At 68.7% G+C, this 24,392-nt stretch carries 20 protein-coding genes and 2 pseudogenes; 16 read left to right on the top strand and 6 right to left on the bottom strand.

Going from position 1 to position 24,392, the window contains the following annotated elements; genetic code table 11:
- Positions 1 to 29 precede the first annotated feature (29 nt).
- The gene (locus NM2_RS22815; RefSeq protein ID WP_067672598.1) at positions 30 to 1,382 is read right to left on the bottom strand and encodes an aminotransferase class I/II-fold pyridoxal phosphate-dependent enzyme; all 1,353 of its coding nucleotides are present in this window, start codon (positions 1,380 to 1,382) and stop codon (positions 30 to 32) included.
- 144 nt (positions 1,383 to 1,526) lie between these two features.
- Entirely contained in the window at positions 1,527 to 3,068 is a 1,542-nt protein-coding gene (locus tag NM2_RS22810) for a PucR family transcriptional regulator (RefSeq protein ID WP_245718169.1), read from the bottom strand.
- 139 nt (positions 3,069 to 3,207) lie between these two features.
- On the opposite strand from NM2_RS22810, the gene NM2_RS22805 reads away from it, so the two are divergent.
- From NM2_RS22805 to NM2_RS22770, 8 genes are all read left to right on the top strand, one after another.
- Entirely contained in the window at positions 3,208 to 4,662 is a 1,455-nt protein-coding gene (locus tag NM2_RS22805) for an NAD-dependent succinate-semialdehyde dehydrogenase (RefSeq protein ID WP_067672411.1), read from the top strand.
- Between the two features lie 313 nt (positions 4,663 to 4,975).
- The gene (locus NM2_RS22800; RefSeq protein WP_157121246.1) at positions 4,976 to 5,881 is read left to right on the top strand and encodes an NAD(P)-dependent oxidoreductase; all 906 of its coding nucleotides are present in this window, start codon (positions 4,976 to 4,978) and stop codon (positions 5,879 to 5,881) included.
- On the top strand, positions 5,878 to 7,014 hold the full coding sequence (locus NM2_RS22795; protein WP_169816223.1) for a PrpF domain-containing protein: 1,137 nt from the start codon (positions 5,878 to 5,880) through the stop codon (positions 7,012 to 7,014). The genes NM2_RS22800 and NM2_RS22795 overlap by 4 nt, the downstream gene beginning before the upstream one ends.
- Positions 7,011 to 7,757 carry a GntR family transcriptional regulator gene (locus NM2_RS22790; protein WP_067672408.1) on the top strand — a complete coding sequence of 249 codons (747 nt, stop codon included), beginning with the start codon at positions 7,011 to 7,013 and terminating at the stop codon, positions 7,755 to 7,757. The genes NM2_RS22795 and NM2_RS22790 overlap by 4 nt, the downstream gene beginning before the upstream one ends.
- Positions 7,754 to 9,223 carry an aldehyde dehydrogenase gene (locus NM2_RS22785; RefSeq protein ID WP_067672405.1) on the top strand — a complete coding sequence of 490 codons (1,470 nt, stop codon included), beginning with the start codon at positions 7,754 to 7,756 and terminating at the stop codon, positions 9,221 to 9,223. Before NM2_RS22790 ends, NM2_RS22785 begins: the two co-directional genes overlap by 4 nt.
- Positions 9,224 to 9,515: 292 nt before the next feature.
- Positions 9,516 to 11,015, top strand: a complete 1,500-nt coding sequence (gene tcuA / locus NM2_RS22780; RefSeq protein ID WP_169816222.1) for an FAD-dependent tricarballylate dehydrogenase TcuA — start codon at positions 9,516 to 9,518, stop codon at positions 11,013 to 11,015.
- Entirely contained in the window at positions 11,012 to 11,869 is an 858-nt protein-coding gene (locus NM2_RS22775) for an isocitrate lyase/PEP mutase family protein (protein WP_067672402.1), read from the top strand. Before tcuA ends, NM2_RS22775 begins: the two co-directional genes overlap by 4 nt.
- Positions 11,869 to 12,675 (top strand): N-acyl homoserine lactonase family protein, encoded by an 807-nt coding sequence (locus NM2_RS22770; protein WP_067672583.1) that lies wholly within the window; start codon positions 11,869 to 11,871, stop codon positions 12,673 to 12,675. Before NM2_RS22775 ends, NM2_RS22770 begins: the two co-directional genes overlap by 1 nt.
- 12 nt (positions 12,676 to 12,687) lie before the next feature.
- On the opposite strand, the gene NM2_RS51770 is transcribed toward NM2_RS22770, so the two are convergent.
- The 3 genes and pseudogenes from NM2_RS51770 to NM2_RS22760 form a co-directional block, all read right to left on the bottom strand.
- Positions 12,688 to 13,005, bottom strand: coding sequence for a hypothetical protein (locus NM2_RS51770; protein ID WP_245718172.1), 318 nt, complete (start codon positions 13,003 to 13,005; stop codon positions 12,688 to 12,690).
- Between the two features lie 604 nt (positions 13,006 to 13,609).
- A pseudogene (locus tag NM2_RS51760) lies at positions 13,610 to 13,774 on the bottom strand (TetR/AcrR family transcriptional regulator); the annotation flags it as partial.
- A gap of 75 nt (positions 13,775 to 13,849) precedes the next feature.
- On the bottom strand, positions 13,850 to 15,076 hold the full coding sequence (locus tag NM2_RS22760) for a TetR/AcrR family transcriptional regulator (RefSeq protein ID WP_067672580.1): 1,227 nt from the start codon (positions 15,074 to 15,076) through the stop codon (positions 13,850 to 13,852).
- A 227-nt stretch (positions 15,077 to 15,303) separates the two neighbouring features.
- On the opposite strand from NM2_RS22760, the gene NM2_RS22755 reads away from it, so the two are divergent.
- On the top strand, positions 15,304 to 16,839 hold the full coding sequence (locus NM2_RS22755; protein ID WP_067672399.1) for an AMP-binding protein: 1,536 nt from the start codon (positions 15,304 to 15,306) through the stop codon (positions 16,837 to 16,839).
- 431 nt (positions 16,840 to 17,270) lie between these two features.
- On the opposite strand, the gene NM2_RS22750 is transcribed toward NM2_RS22755, so the two are convergent.
- A complete protein-coding gene (locus tag NM2_RS22750) occupies positions 17,271 to 18,101 on the bottom strand; it encodes an SDR family NAD(P)-dependent oxidoreductase (protein WP_067672396.1) in 831 nt (276 codons plus the stop codon).
- A 304-nt stretch (positions 18,102 to 18,405) separates the two neighbouring features.
- Here NM2_RS22750 and NM2_RS22745 point away from each other — a divergent pair, with 304 nt between their 5' ends.
- The 7 genes and pseudogenes from NM2_RS22745 (at position 18,406) to NM2_RS22720 (ending at position 24,391) form a co-directional block, all read left to right on the top strand.
- The gene (locus NM2_RS22745) at positions 18,406 to 19,302 is read left to right on the top strand and encodes an alpha/beta hydrolase (protein ID WP_067672393.1); all 897 of its coding nucleotides are present in this window, start codon (positions 18,406 to 18,408) and stop codon (positions 19,300 to 19,302) included.
- Between the two features lie 45 nt (positions 19,303 to 19,347).
- Positions 19,348 to 20,448 carry an LLM class flavin-dependent oxidoreductase gene (locus NM2_RS22740; RefSeq protein ID WP_067672390.1) on the top strand — a complete coding sequence of 367 codons (1,101 nt, stop codon included), beginning with the start codon at positions 19,348 to 19,350 and terminating at the stop codon, positions 20,446 to 20,448.
- 20 nt (positions 20,449 to 20,468) lie between these two features.
- Entirely contained in the window at positions 20,469 to 20,951 is a 483-nt protein-coding gene (locus NM2_RS22735) for a flavin reductase family protein (RefSeq protein ID WP_067672387.1), read from the top strand.
- A gap of 272 nt (positions 20,952 to 21,223) precedes the next feature.
- Positions 21,224 to 21,352, top strand: a pseudogene (locus NM2_RS49250) (3-oxoacyl-ACP reductase); the annotation flags it as partial.
- Between the two features lie 8 nt (positions 21,353 to 21,360).
- On the top strand, positions 21,361 to 22,242 hold the full coding sequence (locus NM2_RS22730) for an enoyl-CoA hydratase-related protein (protein ID WP_245718168.1): 882 nt from the start codon (positions 21,361 to 21,363) through the stop codon (positions 22,240 to 22,242).
- Positions 22,243 to 22,266: 24 nt separating this feature from the next.
- Positions 22,267 to 23,250 carry a DUF7064 domain-containing protein gene (locus tag NM2_RS22725; protein ID WP_067672381.1) on the top strand — a complete coding sequence of 328 codons (984 nt, stop codon included), beginning with the start codon at positions 22,267 to 22,269 and terminating at the stop codon, positions 23,248 to 23,250.
- 109 nt (positions 23,251 to 23,359) lie between these two features.
- Positions 23,360 to 24,391 (top strand): phosphotransferase family protein, encoded by a 1,032-nt coding sequence (locus NM2_RS22720; RefSeq protein WP_067672378.1) that lies wholly within the window; start codon positions 23,360 to 23,362, stop codon positions 24,389 to 24,391.
- Position 24,392 lies beyond the last annotated feature (1 nt).

Genomic DNA, 24,392 nt, shown 5'->3' with positions numbered 1-24,392 from the left:
CCGCCGGACCGGGCCCGGCGGCTTCCCGCTCAGTCGAGGAATTCGCGATGTACGGCCCCGGCGACCGCCGCCACCGCGTCGGCGAGTTCCGCGATGCCGTGCGGGTCGTCCGGCAGTTGCGGGACAGCGATCCGCAACCGGCCCTGAGCGGTCTGGCCCACGAAGGACCGAGCGCCGGGGCCGACGCTGATGCCGAGGCGGGCCAACTCGATCAGCGCGCCGGTCTCGTCCTTCACCTCGACCCAGACCACCAGGCTGTTCGGCCCGGACCGGGCCGCGACTCCCCGCTCGCGCAGCGCCTCGACCAACGCGGTCCGGCGAGTGCGGTAACGCGTTCGAGCGGTCGCCACCACGGCGCGGGTATCGGGATCGGATACCAGGTGCACCAGGGCGTTCTGCAGGATGCGGCTGTTGGCGGCGATGCCGTGCACGCGCAGCCGGATGGCGCGTTCGATGAGATGTGCGCTGCCGCCGATCACGCAGGTCTTGAGATCCATGCCGTATGCCTTGCAGTAACTGCGCACCCGCACGGTGGTGTCGGGAAAGGCCGCGCCCAGCGATGGCGCCTGGGCATGTGCCAGCGGCCCGATCGCGTCGTCCTCGACGATCCACGGCCGATGCTCCGCGGCAGCGAGGACCGCGGCCAGTTCGGTGGCCCGCTGCGAGGTCAGCGAGCCCGCCTCCGAATACGCGCCCTCGGGTTGCAGCACCACCACCGACGGACGCTGTCGCAGCGCGTCGGCCAGTGACTCCGCTCGCGCGCCGCACTCGTCGGACTCGATCCCGATCACCCGGCAGCCGACCTCGGCGAGTGTGTCGAGAAATCCGGGTATCACCGGCTCCTCCACGGCGACCAGGGAATTCGGCGCCGCCGCCGCCTCGACCGCCAGCAACAGTCCTTCCGATCCGCCACTGGCGGTGACCATCGACTCGGGCCGGAACGGCCAATTCGCGAGCATCGCGTCGCGGAGGCGATCGGTGATGTACTCCCGCCCCGGATTGTTGAGCTGTTCGGTCCGCAAACCGGCCAGCATCGCGGCGGTCAGATCGGGCTGCAGATCGTGGTCCGGACTTCCGGTCAGCAGATCGCGTTCGGCCCACGACCGCGACGCCGCGCCCGCTGCACCGGCCACGACGGTGCCACCCCGGCGCTTGGTTTCGATCAGTCCCTCACGGCGCAGCGATCCCCAGGCCGCGACGATGACCCGGGTGCTGAGTCCGGATCGTTGCGCGAGCTGGCGGATCGTCGGTAACCGGGTGCCGACAGCCAGCGACCCATCGCGGATCAGCTCCGCGGCGACGTCGTGGACCTCCTCGCCGGTCTTGGGGCCGTGCTCGGCGAGCGAGGCGATGAGCAGGTCCGAGCCCTCGAGAGCCGTCATCGGCATACCCGGGAAGTCATACCCCTCACCGTGCCCAATACATAACCTCCGGTCGAGTATTTATTTCTCATTGTAGTGGAAACATATCAGGCACCCGGACCATGCCGATGTGGGCATATCCGGCGTCGGTGCAGGCAGGGCTGGTCAAGCACGAACGGTCGTCCGGGAGAGAATGGCCAGTAGCAGTTCCGCGCGCACGCGAGCCAGGCTCAGGTCACAGTTGAGAAGAGATTGGATCGTGGCGAGCCGGTTGCGCATGGTGTGCCGGTGGATGCCGAGGTGCGTCGCGGCCGACTCCCAGTGGCCGTTGGCCTCGAGGAATGCGCGAAGCGAGAGCAAGAGCTCACTGCTGTGTGACTTGTCATGTGCGACAAGAGGTTCCAGTACGGCGGACGCGATGGTTTCCAGGACGTTTCGGCTGGCTTCTGAGGTAAGGAGCGTGGTTCCGGTCATCGTGGTGAATTCCAGTGGCGCACCGCCCGGGGTGGCGGTCGACGCGGCCAGGAGTGCGGCGTCGACGGCGTCGGTGAGGCGGGGGAGTGGATGCTGGGCGCTGATGCCGACGCGGATCGTCCGCCGGAGGGGGTTGCGAAGTCGATCCAGGAGCAGATTCGCCGGCTCGGTGCCGCTGCCCGCTGGTAGCAAGACGATGGCGCGGTCCTGTGTCGCGTGCGTGAACTGGGGGCGGTCCAGGTGCTCGAAGATGTCGTCGAGCGCGTCCCCGACGGTGGCGACCTCCCCTGCGTCGCGGCACAGTACGGCCATCGCTCGAACCCGGCCGTGTTCGTCGGCCGCCGCCTCGAGCAGATTCCAGGATGACGCGTTCGGGTGCTCGCCCAGAGCGATTTCGAGCGCTCGGGTATTCAGCGATCGCCGGGCGGATTCCAGCCGGGCGGTCTTCGCGAAGTCCAGGGCGAGAAGGGAACTGGCATGTCCGAGGAGTATCCGGTCGACATCGCTCAGCGGCGTCTCGGTGATCGCGACCAGCTGCCCGTACCGCCTGCGTTCGACGGCGATCTGCTGCCAGGTCACCGTTCCGCCGGTCGGGTCGGTGGACACTCCGCTGTCGGCGGTGCGGACCTCGGCGGGCAGGGGCGCTGTCGAATTCGCGGATCGCGTCGCGGGGTGCAGGTGCACGGCCGCGCCGGTGTTGTCGAGCATGATCACCCGCCCCCCGAGTGAGTCGGCGAGTTCGCGGACGACCGCGGCGGCACCGTCGTCGACGACCGCGCGGGTCATCCTCGGCTGGGCGTGCGAGACACGCAGCGTGTCCTGGTAGCGCAGTTCGGCGAGGCGCCCGGACACCCGTTTGATGATGGCGGCGAACGGGGTCGGCAGGGGGACTTCGATGAGTGGCAGGCCGATGTCGTCAGCGATCCGGATCAGTTCCGCGGGTACTTCGAGATGGGTCAGGCCGGTGCCGAAGCCCAGCCCCGCCACACCGCACGCGTGCAGTCCGCGCAGGTACGCGGTGCGCGCCCGGCGGCCGGACGGCAGGCGCAGGCCGGTCGTGAGCACCAGCTCACCACCGGACAGCCAGGCGAACGGCTCGGTGAGCTCGGTGGTCAGCACGAGTTCCACCGCGCGATCCAATCCAGCCTCGCCGCCTTCGAACGCCAACCCGAGATCGGTCTGCGCCAGCACCCATTCCAGGGAAACCGCCGAGGCGCCGGCCGGCTGCTTCACGTGCGGAGGGCCGGGCGACGAGAGGTGGACGAAATGTCGAGTTCCATGACATTCGACTGTACATAACGGCACTATCGCTCAGTACGGTCCGCGGAACAGACTCGGGGGTCGAATTCGAAAAATCGAGGAGTACCGACCGATGTCCGATCTGACAGCACTGTCGACCGACGTTCCCACCGAGCTCTGGCTGGCCGGGAAACAGGTACCGGCGGATTCCGGTGGACGGTTCCCGGTCCGCAATCCGGCGACCGGCGAGGTGCTGACCGAGATCGCCGACGCACGCGCCGCCGACGGGCTGCGTGCGCTGGACGAGGCGGTCCGCGCGCAGCCGGGCTGGGCCGCGACCCCGGCCCGCGAACGCGCCGAAATCCTGCGCAGCGCATGGGAATCGGTGATCCGGGCGGCCGACGACTTCGCCATGCTGATGACCCTCGAGATGGGCAAGCCGCTCGCCGAGTCCCATGGTGAGGTCGCGTACGGCGCGGAATTCCTGCGCTGGTTCGCCGAGGAGGCCGTCCGGATCAACGGCCGCTACACTCATTCGCCCTCGGGTAAAGGCCGAATCCTGGTGACCAAGCAGCCCGTCGGTCCCACGCTTGCTATCACTCCGTGGAACTTCCCGCTGGCCATGGCAACTCGCAAGATCGCACCCGCCCTCGCGGCCGGGTGCACGATGATCGTCAAACCGGCGGGCGAGACGCCACTGACGATGCTGCTGCTCGGCCGGGTGCTCGCCGAGGCCGGAGTCCCGGCGGGTGTGCTGTCGATCCTGCCCACCTCGGATTCGGCCGGTCTGACCGATCCGCTGCTCGCGGACGGCCGACTGCGCAAGATCACCTTCACCGGCTCGACGGGTGTGGGAAAGATGTTGCAGGCCAAGGCTGCCGAGAACATGTTGCGCAGCTCGATGGAACTCGGTGGCAACGCGCCGTTCGTCGTGTTCGACGACGCCGACATCGATGCCGCGGTCGAGGGCGCGATGCTGGCCAAGATGCGTAACCTCGGCGAGGCGTGCACCGCGGCCAACCGATTTCACATCGACAACCGGGTCCGGGCGGAATTCACCACCCGGCTGACCGAGCGGATGCGGTCGCTCGAGATGGGGCCGGGGCATGTTCCGGGCGTCCAGGTCGGACCGCTGATCACCGAGAAGCAACGCAATTCCGTCGCGGAACTCGTGGACGACGCCGTCGCCAAGGGCGCTGTCGTGGCCACCGGCGGCGCACGCGCTGGAGATGTGGGCTACTACTACGAACCCACCGTGCTCGCCGATGTTCCGCCGAATGCCCGGATCCTGCGGGAGGAGGTCTTCGGGCCGGTCGCCGCGATCATCGGCTTCGATGGCGAGCAGGCGGGCATCGACGCGGCCAATGACACCGAATTCGGTTTGGCCGCATACGTTTACACCACGAACCTGGAGCGCGCGCTGCGCGTGGCCGAGGCGGTGGAGTCGGGAATGGTCGGCGTCAATCGCGGCGTGATCTCCGATGTCGCCGCCCCCTTCGGCGGAGTCAAGGAATCCGGTCTGGGCAGGGAAGCCGGTTGCGAGGGCATCGAGGAATATCTCGAGACCAAGTACATCGCCCTGCCCTGAGCCGCGGTCCGGGTGTGCCGATCCCTCTGCCGGAGCAAGGGGTGAGGTTCCGCTCGCGGTAGGCGCAGGTGGCGGGCTCGGCGAAGGCCGGGCCCGCCGCACCGGTGATGGGCCGGAGGCGGCCCGACCGGCGACCTGAACTCCTGCTGGCAGAACAAGATCGACAATCCACTGTCTTCTGTCGCCTGTAGACAGTAGGCATGGTTTCGATCTACTCTCGATGTATGCACTCCTCGAACATCGGCGTTCGATCAAGCGGCGCAATCGATTTCGCCTCTGCCGTCGTCGTCGCATCCCGTAGCCGGGGCCCGTCGTGTCCGGCCTGAACTCGAATCCGGCATCCTTGGGATTCATCGGCCTGGGCGTCATGGGGTCGGCGCAATGCCTGAATCTGCTACGCAAGTCCGGGATCCCGGTCACCGTTTTCGATCTCGACCCCGATAACCTGGCCCGCCTCGTCGACGCCGGAGCGAGCCTGGCGCCGTCCGTTGGGGACGTCGCGTCGGTGTCCGACGTGGTGTTCCTGTCGCTTCCCGGCGGCCGGGAGGTGAGCTCGGTGCTGCACGGCGACGGGGGAGTGGCCGACCGGGCGCGGCCCGGAACCCTGGTCGTGGATCTGTCCACCACTCCCGTGGAGGTATCCCGCGAGGCGCATCGTCTCCTCGGGGCCAGAGGGCTCGGTTTTCTGGACGCGCCGGTCGCCCGCACCCGAAAGGCCGCGGTAGCAGGCACATTGGCGATCATGGTGGGCGGTTCGGCGGCCGATTTCACCAGGGCGCGCCCGCTGCTGCACATGATGGGCACCGATGTCACGCACTGTGGTCCGGGCGGTGCGGGTGCGCTGATGAAACTGCTCAACAACACGGTGGTGTTCGAGACCGTCGTCGCGCTGGCCGAGGCGGTGACCGTCGCCCGGCGCAGTGGCCTGGTCACCGACGAGATGCTGTTCGACGTGCTGGGTTCCGGATCGGCGGCCAGTTTCGCGTTGGAGAACCACGGTCGTTCCGCGCTGTTGCCCGACACTCACCCCACGGGGATCTTCCCGGCGGCATATATGCGCAAGGACATCGGCTACACCCTGGACGCCGCCGCCGAACTCGGAGTCGAACTCCCCGCCGCCACACTGGCACACGACCTGCTGAATCGGCTGTGCGAGCAGGGATACGGCGAGAACTACCACACGGCGGTGGTGCGCCTGATCGACGGGCCCGAAAAGTGAGGCAGGACAACGCGATCCCCGCGACGCTGATGCGGGGCGGCACCAGCAAGGGCCTGTTCCTGCATTCGCGTGACCTGCCGCCCGCAGGCGCGCTGCGGGACGCGCTCATCCTGGACCTGATGGGCAGCCCGGATCCGATGCAGATCGACGGACTCGGCGGAACCTACTCCAGCACGAGCAAGGTCATGATCGTCGAGCCCGGACCGGGTGAGTGGATCAGCTACTGGTTCGGGCAGGTCGGCATCGATCAGCCCGTTGTGGACTGGCGGGCCAACTGCGGCAACCTGACCACCGCGGTCGCGGCTTTCGCGGTCGACGAGGGTCTGGTTCCCGCGGTCGAACCCGTCACCCGCGTGCGGTTGCTCAACCGCAACACCGGAGTACGGGTCGAGGCGGAAGTGCCCGTGCACGCGGGTCGCGCCCGCACCGAGGGGGCGCATCGGATCGCCGGTGTACCGCGACCCGGCGCGCCGATCACCACGCGTTATCTCGATCCGGGCGGATCGGTCACCGGACGACTGCTGCCGACCGGCTCCGCACGGGATGTCCTCGATCTCCCGGGGGGTTCGATCGAGCTGTCGCTGGTCGATGTGACCGCCGCCTTCGCCTTCGTCCGCGCGGCTGATCTCGGGGTGGTCCCACACTCCCGAACGGTCGCCGAACTCAACGGCGACCACGCGCTGCGGGATCGCGTCGAGGAGGTCCGCGGCGCTGCCGCACACCTGCTCGGAGTGGTCGAAAAGGCAAGTGCGGCAGAGGTTCTCTCACCCACGGTACCGCGCATCGTGCTCGTCGCGCCGGGCCGCCCGCCGACCAGCGATCTCGAGGTGACAGCGGTGTCGATGGGGGCCGTCCACCGCGCGGTGCCGATGACGGCCGCGCTGTGCCTGGCGGCCGCGGCACAGTTGCCCGGTACCATTCCGCACGCCTGCGCGGGCGCAGCGGCCGGTGAGCTGCGGATCGGGCACCCGCTCGGTACCGTGAGCGCCCTCGCCGACGTCCGGATCGGATCGGGCGGGTGCGCGTCGGTGGCCTCGGTCGGTGTCGTCCGCACGGCCCGCCGCCTGATGAGCGGCGCCGCGTACCCAGCCTGCCACCATAGCCCGACGAGCACCGGAGAAGTCCCAGCATGACCACCGAAAACGACCACCCGCACGGCGATTTCGACAGTTCGCTGTTGCGCCCGCGCCGCCTGGTCAACGAGATCGTGCCGATTCTGCGGCAGCAGATCCTGTCCGGCCGGTTCGCCCCGGGGGAGCGGCTGAACGAGATCAAGCTGGCGGCGATGTTGCAGGTCAGCCGTCCGCCGATCCGGGAGGCGCTGCAAGCGCTGCGGGCGGAGGGCCTGGTGCGCACCGTCGCGGGCCGGGGCACCTATGTGGCCAGTTTCGACCCGCAGGCCATCGAGCATCTGTCGGAGGTCCGCCAGGCGCTCGAATGCGCCGCGGCGCGCCTGGCGGCGATCCGGGCGAGCGACGACCGCATCGACGAGCTGGCAAAGCTGTTGCAGCGCACCGAGGATGCGATCGCGGACCCCGGTCGGCCCTACCCGCGCGATCTGGACTTCCACGAGCAGATCCTCGAGATGAGCGGCAATCCGAAACTCGTCGAGGCGTCCCGTGGCGTGACGACCCAGCTCGAGCTGGCCCGCGCTCGCTCGGGCGGGATCCCGGGCCGCGCGCAGGCCGCCTACACCGAACACCACCGGATCCTCGAGGCGCTGCGCGCCCGCGACGCCGACGCGGCAGCCGAGGCCATGGCGGCGCATCTCGACGCGGCCCGGGCGCACGTCCGGCAGTTGCTGCGCAGCGGCGACGCCGCCGAAGCGGCGCGGTCCGATGCCGCCGGATCGGCGAAACCGAAGGAGGCGCGATGAAAAACGCGATGATGATGATCGACGGCGAATCCGTCGCGGGCACCGCGACCCGGGATGCGGTCAATCCCTACACCGACGAAGCCTGGGCTACCGTCCCCGAGGCCACACCGGCCGAGGTCGGCCGAGCGGTCGAGGCCGCGCAGCGCGCCTTTCACGACGGCTGGCGCAGGACCCCCGGAGTCCGGCGGGCCGCGCTGATGCACGCACTGGCCGACGCGCTCGAGGCCGAGGCCGAACCGATGGCCCGGATGGAATCCACCGACAACGGCAAGATCATCCGGGAAACCCGTAACCAGATGGCCTTCGCCGCACGCAATCTGCGATTCTTCGCCGGATACGCCGACAAGATCTACGGGCGCACGATCCCGTTGGACAACCCGGGTCTGTTCGACTACACGCGGCGGCGGCCGTTCGGCGTCGCGGCCCTGATCACCGCCTGGAACTCGCCGATCGGCCTGCTCGCCAACAAACTTCCGCCCGCGCTGGCCGCCGGTAACACCGTGGTCGTCAAACCCTCCGAGCACGCCTCGGTCACCACCTGCGAACTCGCCCGGCTGGCCGCCGAAGCCGGTTTTCCGCCGGGGGTGATCAATGTCGTCACCGGCGGCCCGCAGACCGGTGACGCACTCGTCACGCATCCGGGAGTCGCCAAGATCAGTTTCACCGGCGGCAGCGCCACCGGCGCGCACATCGCCGAATCCGCTTCTCGCCGAATGGTTCCGGTCACTCTCGAACTGGGCGGGAAGTCGCCGAACATCGTCTTCGCCGACGCCGATATCGACCGCGCGGTGGTCGGCGCGGTCTCGGGAATCTTCGCCGCGGCCGGGCAGACGTGCGTCGCCGGTTCCCGGCTGCTGGTGCAGCGGCCGGTGTACGACGAAGTGGTGGCGGCCATCGCGGCGCGGGCCGCGGCGATCCGGCTCGGCGACCCGCTCGATCCGGAGACCGAGATGGGCCCCGCGGCCAACCGGCCCCAGTACGATCGCATCCTCGGCCTCATCGACGCCGCCCGCGGCGAGGGCGCCGAACTGGTCTGCGGTGGCGGTCGCGCCACCGGTGACCGCCTGGACACCGGATTGTTCATCGCCCCTACTATTTTCGGCGATGTCACCCCCGACATGCGGATCGCGAACGAGGAGGTTTTCGGCCCGGTGCTGTCGGTGATCCCATTCGAGGACGAGAAGGACGCCGTCCGCATCGCCAACGACGTCGACTACGGTTTGGCCGCCGCGGTCTGGAGCCGTGACATCGAGCGTGTGCACCGGGTCGTCGACCAATTGGAGGTGGGCACCGTCTGGGTGAACACCTACCGCAGCACGGCCGCGCAGGCTCCGTTCGGCGGCGTGAAACGCAGCGGCTACGGCCGTGAGCGCGGCGCCGACGCACTCGACGAGTACACCTACACCCAGAACGTGATGATCGACTATTCCGGGTCCGCCCGGGATCCGTTCACGATTCGCACCTAATCGAATTAGCCTCCGTGCGTTGATAATTCGGTGCGTTGGAGTTGATATTCCGTCCGGCACGGCATAATTCCGCGCCACATCGCCCTATCTGGAAGTGCCCCATGGCCGATCAGGCTCGCAGGGTCGTCATCGCGACTTCATCGGAAGTGCGTTCGAATGGCACATACGCGCCCGGTCGTCGCCGTCGTCTTCGGTGGCCCCGCCGAACGACCGCCGCGCCGACCGATGGCGTGGGTGGGCGATGCCGGCCGCCAACTCGTGACTTCACCCCCTCTCATCGGAAGGAATTGCTGTGTCGATCGAGGAATACGACGTCGTCGTGGTCGGCGCCGGGAACGCCGCGTTGGTCGCCGCGCTCACCGCGCACGAGGCGGGGGCCCGGGTGGTCGTGCTCGAGGCCGCCTCACGGGCGGAACGAGGAGGTAACAGCCGCTTCTCCGGTGCCATCTTCCGTGCCGTGCACGACGGATTGGATTCGCTGCGGCCGATTCTGGCCGACACCGACCCGGAGGTGCTCGAGCGGGTGTCCGTGGCGGCCTACACCCGCGGGGATTACATCGACGACTGGTTCACGACCTCCCAGGGACGGCCGCCGCGGATGCTGGTGGAGCGGGTCGTCGACCAGTCGTTCGACACCCTGGTCTGGATGCGTGAGCACGGGGTGCGGTGGGAGCTGACCGCCGACAAACTGTTCGACCCCGCTCACCTCGACGGTGTCTACGCGCTCACCCCCGGTGGCGCGATCCGGTCCCGGGGCGAGGGGGTCGGCCTGGTGGCGGCGTTGTTCGACGCGGTGGAGAAGGCCGGCATCGAGGTCCGCTACGACTCGCCCGCGTCCGGTCTGATCACGCGCGGCTCCGCCGTCGACGGTGTGCTGGTCCGGCGGGACAGCGGGGTCGAGGAGGTGCGCGGGGTCGTGGTGCTGGCCTGCGGCGGGTTCGAGGCCAACCCGGAGATGCGGCGGCGTTATCTGGGCGAGGGCTGGGATCTGGTGAAGGTGCGCGGCACCCGGTTCAATATGGGCACGATGCTGGCGAAGACGCTCGACGCCGGAGCGCAGCCCGCCGGGCACTGGGGCGGCTGCCACGCCAGCCCGCAGGACGCCGCTCATCCGCCGGTCGGGGATCTGCGGCTGACCGACAAGCTGGCCCGATACTCGTATCCCTATGCGCTGCTGGTCAATTCCGCCGGGGAGAGGTTCGTGGACGAGGGGGAGAACCAGGTGTTCCTCACCTACGCCAAGACCGGAGCGGCCATCCTGCGCCAGCCCAGGGCGGTGGCCTATCAGATCTTCGATCAGCGGACGGCCCATCTGCTCGAACCCCGATACCGCACCGCCACACCGGTCGAGGCCGGGACCTTGACCGAACTCGCCGCGCGACTGGATATCTCGGCCGAAACGCTGGAGACCACGGTCGCGGAGTTCAACAAGTCGGTGGCCGCCGACGCGGACGTTCGATTCGACCCCACCGCCCTGGACGCGGTGTCCGCGCGCCCGGACGGGCAACCGCCCAAATCCAATTGGGCTGTGCCCCTGGATCGTCCGCCCTTCCTCGCCTACCCGGTGACCTGCGGCATCACCTTCACCTACGGTGGCCTGAAGGTCGATGCCGAGGCGCAGGTGCTGGATGTGACCGGACGCCCGATGCCCGGGTTGTACGCGACCGGCGAGATCGCCGGTGACTTCTTCCACTACAACTACGCCGCGGGCGCGGGATTGATGCGCGGCGCGGTATTCGGGCGCATCGCCGGAGCGAATGCCGCCGCCCGCGCGACCGGGGTCCGGCAATGAGCCTGCCGGATCTGCTCGGTCCGGGGCGGCTCACGGTCGTCCCCGGCGCCGCCAACGCCCTGACCGCCCGAATCATCGAGGACTGCGGGTTCGAGTGCGTCTACGTCACCGGGGCGGGCATCGCCAACACTCATCTGGGCGTGCCCGATATCGGGCTGCTCACCTCGACCGAGCTGCTCACCCACGTGGCCGCCATCCGGGGTGCGGTCGACCTGCCGCTGATCGTCGACGCCGACACCGGTTTCGGCAATCAGCTCAATGTGCGCCGTACCGTTCGGGACCTGGAACGGGCCGGAGCCGACGCGATCCAGCTCGAGGACCAGACCTTCCCGAAGCGCTGCGGGCACTTCGCCGGTAAGAGCGTCGTGCCCACGGCCGAGATGGCGGCGAAGATTCGAGCCGCCGTCGACGCCCGCCGCGACGAGGAGACCCTGATCGTGGCTCGGACCGACGCCAGGGCGGTGACGAACCTGGACGACGCGATCGCCCGGGCCAACGCCTACCGCGCGGCCGGCGCCGACATCCTTTTCGTCGAGGCGCCGATTTCCGAGGCCGAGATCGAGACGATCGCCGCGCGGGTCGCCGGGCCGAAGATCCTCAATCTGGTCATCGGCGGGGTGACGCCGCTGGTCTCGCCGGAGCGTCTGCGCGAACTCGGCTTCTCGCTGGTACTGCATGCGAATCTGCCGCTGCTCGCCGCGGTGCGCGGAATGCAGGAGGCGCTGGGCGCGCTGCGCGCCGACGCGCTCGCCGACGCGCCGCTGGCCACCTGGTCCGAACGCCAGCGCCTGGTCCGGCGTGCGGAGTTCGAAGAACTCGAAGCACGATATCGCACCGACACCGAGGAGCCATGATGCCCACGTCGACCAGCACCGCCCGACCGGCGCACCAAGTCTTCGGGGTCAAATTCGCCGAACACCCGAAAGGCACACGCGGAGAATACTTTCACGGCTCGGCGGCCGCGCCGCGCGATGCCGTGATGCCCATGGACTACTTCGTCTGGCTGATCCGCACCGAGGCGGCCGACATCGTGGTCGACGTGGGTTTCACGCCCGAGATGGCGAATCGGCGTCTCCGCACCTATTTCCGGCGACCGTCGGAGGCGCTGGCGCTGCTGGACGTGGACTGCGCGACCGTGCCGTGGGTCGTACTGTCGCACTTCCACTATGACCACGTGGGCGAGGTCGCGGCGTTCCCGAACGCGCGATTCGTCGTGCAGGAGCGGGAGATGGCCTTCTGGACAGGCCGTTTCGCCACCCGCCGGGAATTCCACAGACTCGTGGAGGGCGAGGACATCGTGCGGCTGGTGGAACTCGGCCTGAACGGACGTCTGCACTACGTCGACGGTGAGGTCGAGCTGGTACCCGGCGTCGGAGTGCACCTGGTGGGCGGTCACACCGCGGGCACGCAGGTGGTCAGCGTCGCCACCGCCCGCGGCACGGTCGTGCTCGCGGCGGACGCCTCGCACTTCTTCGGAAACGTGTGCGACGACGTCCCGTTCGCCGTGCACACCGACCTGCCCGACACCTACGGGGCCTTCGACACCATGCACCGGCTGGCCGGCGCACCCGAGCTGATCGTGCCCGGCCACGATCCCGAAGTCCTGACGCGCTTCACCCCGGTGGACGGATTGACCGGAACCGCGGTGCGGATCGCGTGAACAACCGGCCGCTCAACCCCCGATGAGGGCCGTGGGCAGCACCATGGCGTGTGCGAGCGCCGCCAGATCCCGTGTGACGCCCGGCCTTTCCCGCAGGGCGGGGTTCTGTGAGATATCCGTGACGACGCCGATCGTCGCCTGGGCGAGAGCGCGTGCGTCCTCGGTCGCCAGCCGGATATAGCTGTCGATCAGTGTGTCGAGGATCTGCGGCGGAGCGTGTACGGGCGCGAGCGCCTCGGCGGTCACGTAGAGCAGGCCCTGTGCTCCTCGGTTCAGGATGTCGCGCAGGACCTGGGATTTGCCGGACGCGTGCTGATAGAACGTGCTCACCGAAATCCCCGCGGCCGGGGCCATGTCGTCGATCCGGACGTCGTGGAAACCGTGTTCGTCGAACAGGGTGGCGGCGACCTCGAGGATCCGCTCGCGGCGTCCCGCCGGCCGCCGGTGCGCCGGGGCCGGTGTCGGCGATGCGGCGCGGAGCGGCTCCGGGAGGTCCGGCGATGGCTCGGGCGACGGCCGATTGGATCTCCATCAACCGGTCCGGCGCGAGCCCGTCGCGGATGCCGCTGGTGTTGGAATACATTGTGAGAACGGCGAACCCGAGCAGTTCGGCCTGCTCGCGGGGTAGCTCGGGGCGGCCGTCGCCGATGCTCGCGGCGATCCGGTCACCGACGCTGGAGAAGTGGGCGCGGAACATCTCGCGTTGCGCGGGCTCGAGGTGGCGCTGCTCTCGCCGCCACAATGTCGCCTCGTCGCGATTCGCGGTCAGGTCCCCGAGGCCGTCCAGCAGGAGGTCCAGTCGTTCGCGCGGGGTGGCGCCCGCGGTGTCCGATCGTCTGCGGAGTTCGTCGACGATCCGTACCTGTCGCGTCAGCGCGGCGACGAGGATATCGTTCTTGCCCTTGAAGTGCCGGTAGACGGCCGGGCCGGTGAGACCGACCGCGGCGCCGATCTGATCGATGCCGACATTCTGGTAGCCCAGCCTCCGGAAGAGGTCGCCGGCCGCTTCCGCGATCTGCTCGGCGCGCCGGCCGCTGCGCCCGGACGGCCGGGGCGTCACCGTATCGGTGGCGGAATGCGAGCTCGTCGGTCGGGACATCTCAGCGGCCTCCGGTCGGCTCGATCACGGGCATCGGTCTGGCATCGGGCGCGAACATCCGGCTGCCCGGTCCGCTCAACCTTGTTCCGACAGCATCATGGCGCGGGCCAGCGTGCGCAGTTCTTCATGGATGTCCGGTCGGGTGCGGATGCGCCGGGTCTGGGAGAGATCGGTGATGACGCTGATGATGCTGAGAGCGACCGCGCGGGCGTCGGCGGCGGAGTAGTTCGGGTGCAGGGCGCAGAGGGCGTCGATCCATTCGTTCACGTACTCGCGCTGGGATTCGCGCAGTGCCTGTTGGACTTCGCCGGAGAGGTAGATCGCATCGGTGACCAGGATGCGCATGGTGCGTCCGTGCAATCCCAGCGCCTGCTCGATATATGTGCGGACCAAGGTTTCCAGGACCTCGTCGGGGGTCTCGGCGTGCGCGAGGGCCTCGGCGGTGATGTAGAGCAGGCCCTCGGCGCCGCGTTCCAGAATCGCCTGCAGGATTTGGGTCTTGTTCGGGAAGAGCTGATACAGCGTCGCGCCGGAGATGCCCGCGGCCTTGGCGATGTCGTCCACCCGGACGTCGTAGAAGCCGCGGCTGTCGAACAGATCGGCCGAGGCGGCGATGATGCGTTCGCGGCGGCCCGCGGGCATCCGTTCGGTCTGCGTCGCGGCTGGGCGCGCACCGGGATGTTCGGCTGGGAGGGCGCAGCGGACCACCGCCCACGCGATCGAGCTCTGCACCGCGGCGAGGCGGGATTCGTCGAGCCCGGCGCGGATTTCGCGGGTGTTGCCGAACAGTGAGAGCAGCGCCAGAGACAGCAGTTCGAGCTGTCCGGCGCTCGAATCCGGCCGGGAGGCGGCGATGGCGGCCCGGGTGAGTCTTTGGACCCTGCCGAACTCCGCGCGGAAGGCCCCGCGTTCGGCGGGCTGCAGGTGCCTGCGTTCGCGCCGCCAGAGCATCGCCTCGTCACGGTGGACGGCGAGATCCTCGAGTTCGGCGAGGAAGGCCGCCATCCGCTCGTCGGGAGCGCCCTCGCCCTCGGCGGCGCGGCGCGCCATGTCCTCGACGAGTTCGACCTGCCCGATGAGGGTGTGGACCAGAATGTCGTGCTTGCCCTTGAAATGCCGATACACCGCGGGCCCGGTGAGTCCGACAGCGGAGCCGATGTCGTCGATGCTGACGTTCTGATATCCGGCGTCCTGGAACAGATTCGCGGCCGCCTGAATGATCTGCGCGCTGCGCTGTGAGCCCCGGGTTGTGGGGCGTCGGCCGTTCGGCCCGGTACCGGGTTTCGCCGATGAGACAGTCACCGTCCCATCATGAACGGCCGCTGTGGTGTGCGCCCCGTTCCCGTGCCGGTCGGTGCGTGCAGTGCGTCGTCCGGCGACCATCACAGACCCCTCCTAGCGTTCACTGGACAGATTCGAGACTAACTGACATTTCAATCGTTCGCGGAAATAGTGCTATTGACGATGAGATGAGCCGAAGTTTACATTCACTACAGAGACTTGGATCACAGATTATGAGGAGACACGACATGTATCCCGGCCAACACGTCTCCGATCACCCCGACCGCCCGGCGATCATCATGGCCGCCACCCGCGAGACGCTGACCTATCGGGAACTGGACGAACGGGCGAACCGGCTCACGCATCATTTCCGCGCGCTCGGCCTACGCCGCACCGACCCCATCGCGATCTTCATGGAGAACCACCCGGAGATGATCGTGACCATGGCGGCCGCCGAGCGGGCCGGGCTCTACTACACCCCGGTGAATTCGTTCCTCGCCGCCGATGAGGCCGCCTACATCGTGCGCGATTGCGGAGCGAAGCTCGTGGTCAGCAGCGCCGCGAAGCGGGAGGTGGCGCGCCGTCTGCCCGAGCTGTGTCCGCAGGTCGAGCACTGGCTGATGGCGGACGCCGCCGAGCAGCCGTTCGAGGACTTCGCGGCCGTCGTCGAGCGGTATCCGGTCACCCCGATCGACGGCGAGCGGCTGGGCACGCCGATGTTCTATTCCTCGGGCACCACCGGACGTCCCAAGGCCGTCAAGCGGCAGCTGCCCGACGTCGCCCCGGATACCCAGCTCGGCATCGAGGAGATGGGCAAGCGGCTGTTCCACATGCGCGAAGGGATGGTGTTCCTGTCCCCGGCCCCGCTGTACCACTCCGGTCCGCAGTCCACCATTTCGATCGGATTGCGTTTGGGCGCAACGCATATCGTGATGGAGAAGTTCGACGCGGAGACGTTTCTCGCGTTGATCGAGGAGTTCCGGGTCACCCACACGATGGTGGTGCCGACCATGTTCTCGCGCCTGCTGAAACTGCCGCGCGAGGTCCGGGACAGGTACGACCACTCCTCGCTGGAGGTGGCGGTGCATGGGGCCGCGCCCTGTCCGCGGCAGGTCAAACAGGACATGTTCGACTGGTGGGGACCGGTGATCTACGAGTACTACGGCGGCACCGAGGCCAATGGCACCTGCGGGTGCACTCCGGAGGAGTGGCTGGCGCACCCGGGCACGGTGGGGCGGGCCTTCTTCGGCGAGATCGTCGTCCTGGACGCCGACGGCAACCAGCAGCCGCCCGGTACGCCCGGCACGATCTGGTTCCGCGGCGGCAACAGCTCGTTCGAGTACCTGAACGATCCGGCCAAGACCGCCGAGGCACGCGATCCCAGCGGCACCATGTCCAAGATCGGCGACATCGGCTACCTGGACGAGGAGGGTTACCTGTTCCTCACAGACCGGCAGGCATTCGTGATCATCTCCGGTGGGGTCAACATCTATCCGCAGGAGATCGAGAACCTGCTCATCACCCATCCCGAGGTGATGGACGCGGCCGTATTCGGTGTTCCCGACGAGGATTTCGGCGAGGCGGTGAAGGCGGTGGTGCAACCGCTCGACCCCACCGGCGGCACCCCGGAGCTGGCCGAGCGGCTGCGCGAGTTCTGCCGGGAACACCTGGCGGGCTTCAAGTGCCCCCGCACGGTCGATTTCATCGATGAGATGCCGCGGCTGCCCACCGGCAAGCTGTACAAGCGCGTCCTGCGCGACCGGTACTGGCCCCAGCCCGCCTGAACCATGCCGAAACCGCCGGAGCCGTTGCGCTCCGGCGGTTTTCGCGTGTATGAAGTTGCTGCGCCGCAACGGCGTACCGCTGCGGTAGCTGCGAAATGCGGTTCGGTCTCAGTGCAATTCCGCTGCACCGAGTGTGCGATGGTGTTCCGCCGCAACGGAACACGGCGTTGTCGAACCGGACCGCTCAAGCGACGGCATCCCGCGCGCGGAAGGCTCGGGCACCGAGCGAGCTGGACGCCGGTCGTCGAGCCGGAGTAGGTAGCGATGGTGCCCCGCTGTGGCGGAAGGCAGTTCGCCGCAGCCTGGATGTGATTGCGGCGGGGGTATGCGAGAGCGCCTCGCTCCGGCGGGTGCGCGACGGGTGGCCTGGCCCGCCGGACGCACGGCGATGTCCCGCCGCCTGTGCAGGTGGCGGGACGCCGCGGAGTTGTTCAGCCCTGGGACGACGCGGTGGTGGCGGCCAGCGCGACCATGTCGGGTACGAACGGCTGGTGGGCCAGCAGGCCGCCGTCCACCCGGATGGTCTCGCCGTTGATGCCAGAGGACGCGTCCGAGGCGAGGAACAGGTACACCTGCGCCAGCTCGGCCGGGCCGTTGAGATCCGGTGCGGGCGTATGGCGGCGGTAGATGTCGGTGATCGCGGCCGGGAGTTGCTGGGCCGGGGGAGTGCGGGTGGTGCCGGGGCAGATCGCGTTGCAGCGCACGCCTTCCCGGCCGTACTGGGTCGCGGTGTAGGCGGTCAGGGCCAGCAGAGCGGCCTTGGTGCAACCGTAGCCGGTGAGGCTGGTGTCGCCCGCGAAGGCGTGGGTCGAGGCCGTGTTGACGATCGATCCGCCGCCCGAAAGCAGATGCGGCAGTGCGTGTTTGGTGGTGAGCAGCGCGCTGCGCAGATTCACCGCCAGGACATCGTCCCAGGTCTCGATCGGCATGGTCGCCACCTCGCCGTCGTCGGCCGGGAAGACGCCCGCGACGTTCATCAGCAGGTGCAGACCGCCGAAGCTCGTTACGGCGGTGTCGATCAGAGCCCGGATCTGTTCCTCGGAGCGCAGATCCGTCTCGACCGCGAGCGCGACGCCCGGGCCGTGCTCGGCCTCGAGCTGTTTCGCGAGCGTCCGCGCACCCTCGATGTTGATGTCCGCCAACACCACTCGGGCGCCCTCGGCGGCGAAGGCGGCCGCTGTCGCGCCGCCGATGTTGAGCCCGCCGGGATCGACGAGCGTCGCTCCCGTGACGATCGCGACCTTGCCGGTGAGTCGTCCCATGATGGTGTCCTTCCTTCGACGTCGACGATCTCCCGCACGACTTCGGTTGTCCCGCCGTGGATCCGGGCGCCCGCGCGGCCGGGCGCGGGGACGCATAGTCGTCCGGAGTCGGTGGAGCGTGCTGGAACGCACGCGAGCAGTTAACGCTAACTTCGGCATGTTTGGTTGTCAACGGAACTCAATAGCCAGCTTGTTGGCAAAAAAACTGTGGCGATACCTTCAAATGTTAATTTGAGTTGTGTTACCGTCGTCACATTGCAGAGGTTGGGGCTGCTGATTTCGACAGAGATGCGGAGGAAGTCCGATGGCGCGTACCGAGTCGCTTGCCCGGGTGGAGAAGATGTACATCGACGGGTTCCCCGACGCGACCGATGCCTCGATCGAGGACCTGCGAGCGAGCTACGATGCTCTGCTGTTGCAGTTCCCGGTGCCCGAGAGTGCGACGGTGGCCGAGGGAGAGATCACCGGGGTGCCGACGGTGACGGTGACAGCCGCTGGTGCGGCGACCGACCGGGTGGTGGTCTGGTTCCACGGCGGCGGCTATGTGCTGGGCAGCGCGAAGGCGTTCGCCGAGATGGCGCACGGGCTGTCCCGTGCCGCCGGAGTCACCGTGATCCTGCCCGATTACCGTCGTGCGCCCGAGAACAAGTATCCGGCCGCGGTCGAGGACGCGGTCGCCGTGGGTGCCGCGGTACTCGAGCGGTACGGTTCCGGCGCGGTGGCCTTCGGCGGTGACTCCGCCGGTGGCGGGCTGGCGGTCGCCGCGATGGTCTCCCTTCGCGAGAACGCCGCCGCACTGCCCGCGGCGGCGGTACTGATCTCGCCGCTGCTCGACTTCTCCCGCAGCGGTGCGAGTGTCGCGACCAATGCCGCCACCGACATCGCGGTGTCCGACAGCTCGATCAGCGATCTCGGCGCGGCCTACCTACAGGGCCACGACGAACGCGATCCGCTGGCCTCGCCGCTGTTCGCCGAGCACGGCGGGCTGCCGCCGGTATTGGCCATGGTCGGTTCCGCCGAAGTGCTGCTTGATGATTCGCGCCGCTTCACCGATTCGGTGCGCACCGCTGGCGGCGTCGCCGTGCTTTCGGTCTACGACGACATGTGCCATGTGTGGACCCTGTTCTCCTCGGTGCTGCCCGAGGGCGCGCGGGCGCTCGACGAAGCGGGCGCATTCGTGAACAAATACCTCCCGGCCTGATCCGCCGCCCCCACCAACCTCACCCCACGTTCGAAGGAGTCACCCATGAAGGTCACCTACCAGATCTTCTTCACCGGCAAATCGCCCGAGCTGAGCGATGCCGAGTTCTACCGGCGCGAGATGGCGTTGGCGGAACTGGCCGAACCGCTCGGATTCGAGGGAATCTGGTGTGTGGAGCATCATTTCGACGGTCCCTACTCCATGTGTCCGGACAACTTCGCGGTGCTGTCCTACCTCGCCGCGCGCACCGAGCGGATCACGCTGACCACCGGCGGTGCGATCCTGCCGTGGAACGATCCGCTTCGGGTCGCGGAGAAGTTCGCGCTGCTGGACAACCTGTCGGGTGGCCGGATGCAACTCGGTGTCGGCCGCGGCCTGTCGAAGCTGGAGTACGACACCTTCGGCATCGATATGGGCGAGGCCCGCGGCCGGATGGAGGAGAGCCTGGACATGATCCTCGCGGCGCTCGACAGCGGCGTCATGGAACATGCGGGCGAGTTCTACACGCAGAAGGCCGCGCCGATCCGGCCCGCACCGCTGAAGAAGATCTCGAATCGCGACGTGGTGAGCATCGCCATGTCGCCGGAGTCGCGGCTGACCGCCGCGCAGCGCGGCACCGCCGTCGCGTCCTTCGCGCAGTTCCCGGTCGAACAGCATGCCGCCGATTTCGAGCAGTACCGCGAGGAGTACCGCAAGCATCACGACGACGAGCCGCCGCGGGTGGTGCTGTCGGACTCGGTGTACTGCTCGGAGGACGCCGCCGAATGCGAGGCGACCTCGAAGCAGGCGATCTACACCCACTTCGCGCTGACCACCGCGCACTACGGGCTGGACAAGTCGGGTCACTTCGACAACATCAGCGGGTACCAGAACTATGCCGCCATGGCCGACGCGATGATCGCGGCGGGCAAGGAGGCCGCGGCCGAGGGGTATCGGTCGGCTCAGCTGTGCGGCACTCCGGCGGAACTGGTGGAGCGGATCAGGCAGCGGTACGAGGCGTTCGGCGACTACGACCAGAACTGCGGATTCTCCTGCGGCGGAATGGATCACGACAAGGCCGAGGCCAGTATGCGGCTGTTCGCGGAGAAGGTGCTCCCGGAACTGCGCCAGCTGGGCATCCCGGTGCGCGAGCCCGCCGCCGTCTGATCCGCCGAAGAGGCATTGTGATGCCGGTTCCGGAACTGGCGGCCGCGTTCAAGGACGCGATGGCCGCGGTGTGCACACCGGTCGCGGTGGTGACGGCGATGGACGGCGAACGCCCGCACGGCACCACGGTGAGCGCGTTCGCCTCGTTGTCCATGGCCCCGCCCTCGCTACTGGTCAGCCTGGACCGCGGATCGGACCTGCTCGCGCTGATCACGGCCAGCGGTGAGTTCGGGGTGAACATCCTGGGGCACAACCAATCCCGGCTGGCCGCGCGGTTCGCGCGCAAGGGGCCGGAGAAGTTCGACGGGGTGGCCTGGTCACGCACGGACGGCGTGCCGCGGCTGGACGGCGCGCCCGGCTGGTTCGCCTGCCGGGTGGCGCAGGCCGTGGAGGCGGCCGATCACGTGGTGCTGATGGGTGAGGTGCACGCGGTCGCGAGCGCACCCGCCGCGCCGCTGACCTACCACGCGCGAGTATTCGGCACTCATCGCGTGCTGAGCTGATCGGGAGCGGGACGGCCGGCTGCCTCGGGCGACCGGCCTTCCCGCGCGTCCGCCCTCGCCGACGGCAGCGCGTCCGGGGCGGGGTTCCTGGTACCTGCGGCTGTCGAGAGCCTACGCACAGAGCAGAATTCGATATTAACCAATCAGTCTATTCAGCTGCATTATCATCTGCATTGACGTCATTTTCAAACATAGTTAGTATTCACATTTGTGGCTCGGATCACGCTGGCCGCAAGGTCCGGCCGGCATCGCAACGACACAGGAGACATCAGGTGAACGCACACAGGCTGCAGGGCAGGGTCGCACCGGTTTCGGGTTCGGGCCGCGGCATCGGGCGCTCGGTCGCCGAGAAGCTCGCCGCCGAGGGAGCCAAGGTCGTGGTCGACGATCTGGATCCGGAGGTGCTCGTGTGCGGGGGCGGGCTGTGACGGTGGAGGCCGCGCCCGGCCGGGCGGCGCGTGAGTACGAAGAGGTGCGGTTCGAGGTCGCCGACGGCGTCGCCGTGCTCACCCTGGACGCCCCGGCCCGGCGCAACGCCATGCGGGTGCAGATGCTCCTGGACGTGTGGCACGCGCTGGACCGCGCCGACCGCGACCCGGTGGTGCGGGCGGTGATCCTCACCGGCGCCGGACCGGCGTTCTCGGTCGGCGCCGAGCTGGACGGACCGGACACCCTGGTCCGGGCGCTGAACTCGGATGTGGACGGGCACACCCCGACCGGCTACCGGGAACCGGCGGGCCGGATCACCGAGCGCATGTTCAGCATGCAGAAGCCGGTGATCGCCGCGGTGAACGGTGACGCGGTCGGCGGCGGGGCCTCGCTGATCGCGGGCGCGGACATCCGGATCGCCAGTGACACAGCGCGATTCGGGTTCGTGTTCACCCGCCGCGGCGTCGTGCCCGAGGGCGGCTCGTCCTGGTTCCTGCCCCGGCTGGTCGGCGTCGGGAAGGCCGCCGACTGGATCCTGTCCGGCCGGGTGTTCGACGCCGCCGAAGCGTACGAGGCCGGTTTCCTGACCCGGATCGTGCCCGCCGCGGAGGTGCTGTCCGCCGCGCACGCGTGCGCGGCGCAGTTCGCCCGCGACACCTCGCCCACTTCGGTGGCGCTGGCCAAGCGATTGCTCGCGGCGAGCTGGGGCACGCCGCTGCCCGGCCAGGCCGCGGCGGAGGAGTCGCGCATCTACGCCTCGCGGGTGGACTCTCCGGATGCTCGCGAGGGGATCCTGTCCTTCCTGGAGCGGCGTCCCGCCGCCTTCCCGCCGCTCGATCCGAGCCCCGCCCAGCGGTTCTGACCCGCACGTCCGAAAGTAGCGCCCATGAGCACAGCGTTCACGAACTGCCAATACGGCGCGGACGCCGAGCGGACCCACGACTTCGCCGGTATCGCGAACTTCAACGAGAGTATGTACGTCAACTTCCTGGACCCGGTTTCGCAGCTGGGCGGGCTGATCCGCATCGGCAACCGGCCCACGCTCGGGTATGCGGAGGCGTCGGTGCAGCTCACCCTGCCCGGTGGCGCGATCGCGTTCCGGGCGGGGCGGGAGTCGAGCCATGCCAATGATGGCTTCGCGAGCCAGGGCCTCGAGATCGTGGCCGAGGAACCGACTCGCACCGTGCGGATCATCTACCGGAACACGGTCGCCCGGATCGCGACTCCCGCGCTGCTCGCCGACCGCGGCAGGCAGGCGCTGAAGAACTCGCCGTCCGAGCCGTGCGAGATCTCGCTGACGTTCGAAGCCTCCACCCCGCTGTTCGTCACCACCGACGACGACGGCGACTGCACACCCGGCTCGTCCACCATCGCCAGCGATCACTACGAACAGTTCGGGCACGTCACCGGCACGATCCGGGTGGGCTCGCGCACCTGGACGCTGGAGCGTGCGACATCGTTCCGCGACCATTCCTGGGGCCCGCGCGAATGGGCGTCCTATACCGGGGAGTGGCTGGCCGCCTGGCTCGCCGACGGCACCGCGATCACCGCGTACGGCGAATTCGAGCCGTCGGGAGTGCGCGCCTCCGGCGGCGTCGTGGTGACCGCGGACGGCGGCTTCCACCCGATCACCGACTACACCGTGCACACCGACTACGCGGGCGAGGCCACCTACGCGGGCAGGCACACCGGATTGGTGCGTGCCAGGGGATTGCCCCTGTTGATCCTGGACGGGACCATCCGGCACTTCGTGCCGGTCACCCAGCGCACCGAGGACCGCGCGCTTCGAATGGGACAGATGACCGTCGAGTTCGCGCACGGTCTCGGCGGCTGGGGTATCGCCGAATTCCTGCGCCCGATCCGGTCCTGAACACGAGAAGGACAGCCATGCCACACGAGGTCTACCGCTACGCCGCCTTCCGCACCTCGTGCGGCCTGATCCAGGTGGACGGCGACGGTACCGAGACGGAGCTGTTCCGATGACGGCCGACACCTTCCTGGACGATCTGACCGCGGCGCTGGACGCGGCCCTGGCCGCCTCGGGCACACTTCGGCTGACCGAGGTGGACCGGCGCGGCGAGGGGAACTCCTGGGAGACCTATCTGGTCGGCGCGAAGTGGGTCGGCCCGGCCGGGCCCGGTTCGGCCGAGTACGCGGTCAAGCGCAGGCCATCCAGCGGCATCGTCACCGACTACGACGTGGCGCGCGAGGTCGCGCTGCTGGCCGCCGCCGCGTCGATCGGACTGCCGGTGCCGGCGGTGATCACTCACGATCCGGAACGTTCCCGGGGTTTCTTCGTCATGGAGAAGGTGGCCGGGGCAATTCCGTTGCCCGCCAATGTTTCCCGGATCGTCCCGGACCCGGCGAGCCGGGAAGGGCTGGGCCGCGAGGTGGCTCGCGCGATGGCCCGCCTGCACGCCGCCGACCCGGCCTCGCTCGGCCTGACCTGCCTGGGGCCGGTGCCCGATCCGACGCGCACCGGTGCGATCGAGAACGCGGCCTGGACCCGGAACTATCAGGAGGTCGCGGATATCCGGATCCCGGTGCTCGACCTCGCGCTGGCCTGGCTGGATCATCGCAGCGATCTGGTGTCGGAACGAGTATCTCTGGTGCACAACGACTTCCGGGTCGGCAACCTGGTCGTGCGGGACGGCGAGCTGGCCGCGGTCCTGGACTGGGAGACCGCCCATTTCTCCGATCCGGTCGCAGACATCGCCTGGTTCGCGCAGCGCACCAGCCGGGGCCGCTCCCCGCTGCTGTGCAAACTCATTGCGCTGCAACCATTCCTGGACGAATACGAGGCGGCCGCGGGCTGGCGCCCCGAGCCCGCGACGCTCACCTGGTGGGCGGTGCAGTCGCTGACCAAGACCGCCATCGGCTGCCTGCAGGCGGTGCGGGTCTACAACACCGGCGGCCGCGACGATCTGCGCTACGCGACCATGGCCAACAGCGTCTACTACAGCCTCGGCTGGCTCGGCCGCATGCTGCGCGACCGCGAATGGGGGCACTGAA

This window comes from Nocardia miyunensis NBRC 108239 (assembly GCF_001613065.1).
Lineage (GTDB): Bacteria > Actinomycetota > Actinomycetes > Mycobacteriales > Mycobacteriaceae > Nocardia > Nocardia miyunensis.
Note: the sequence above shows the minus strand (reverse complement) of the source record. Positions and strands in the feature narration are given on the sequence as shown.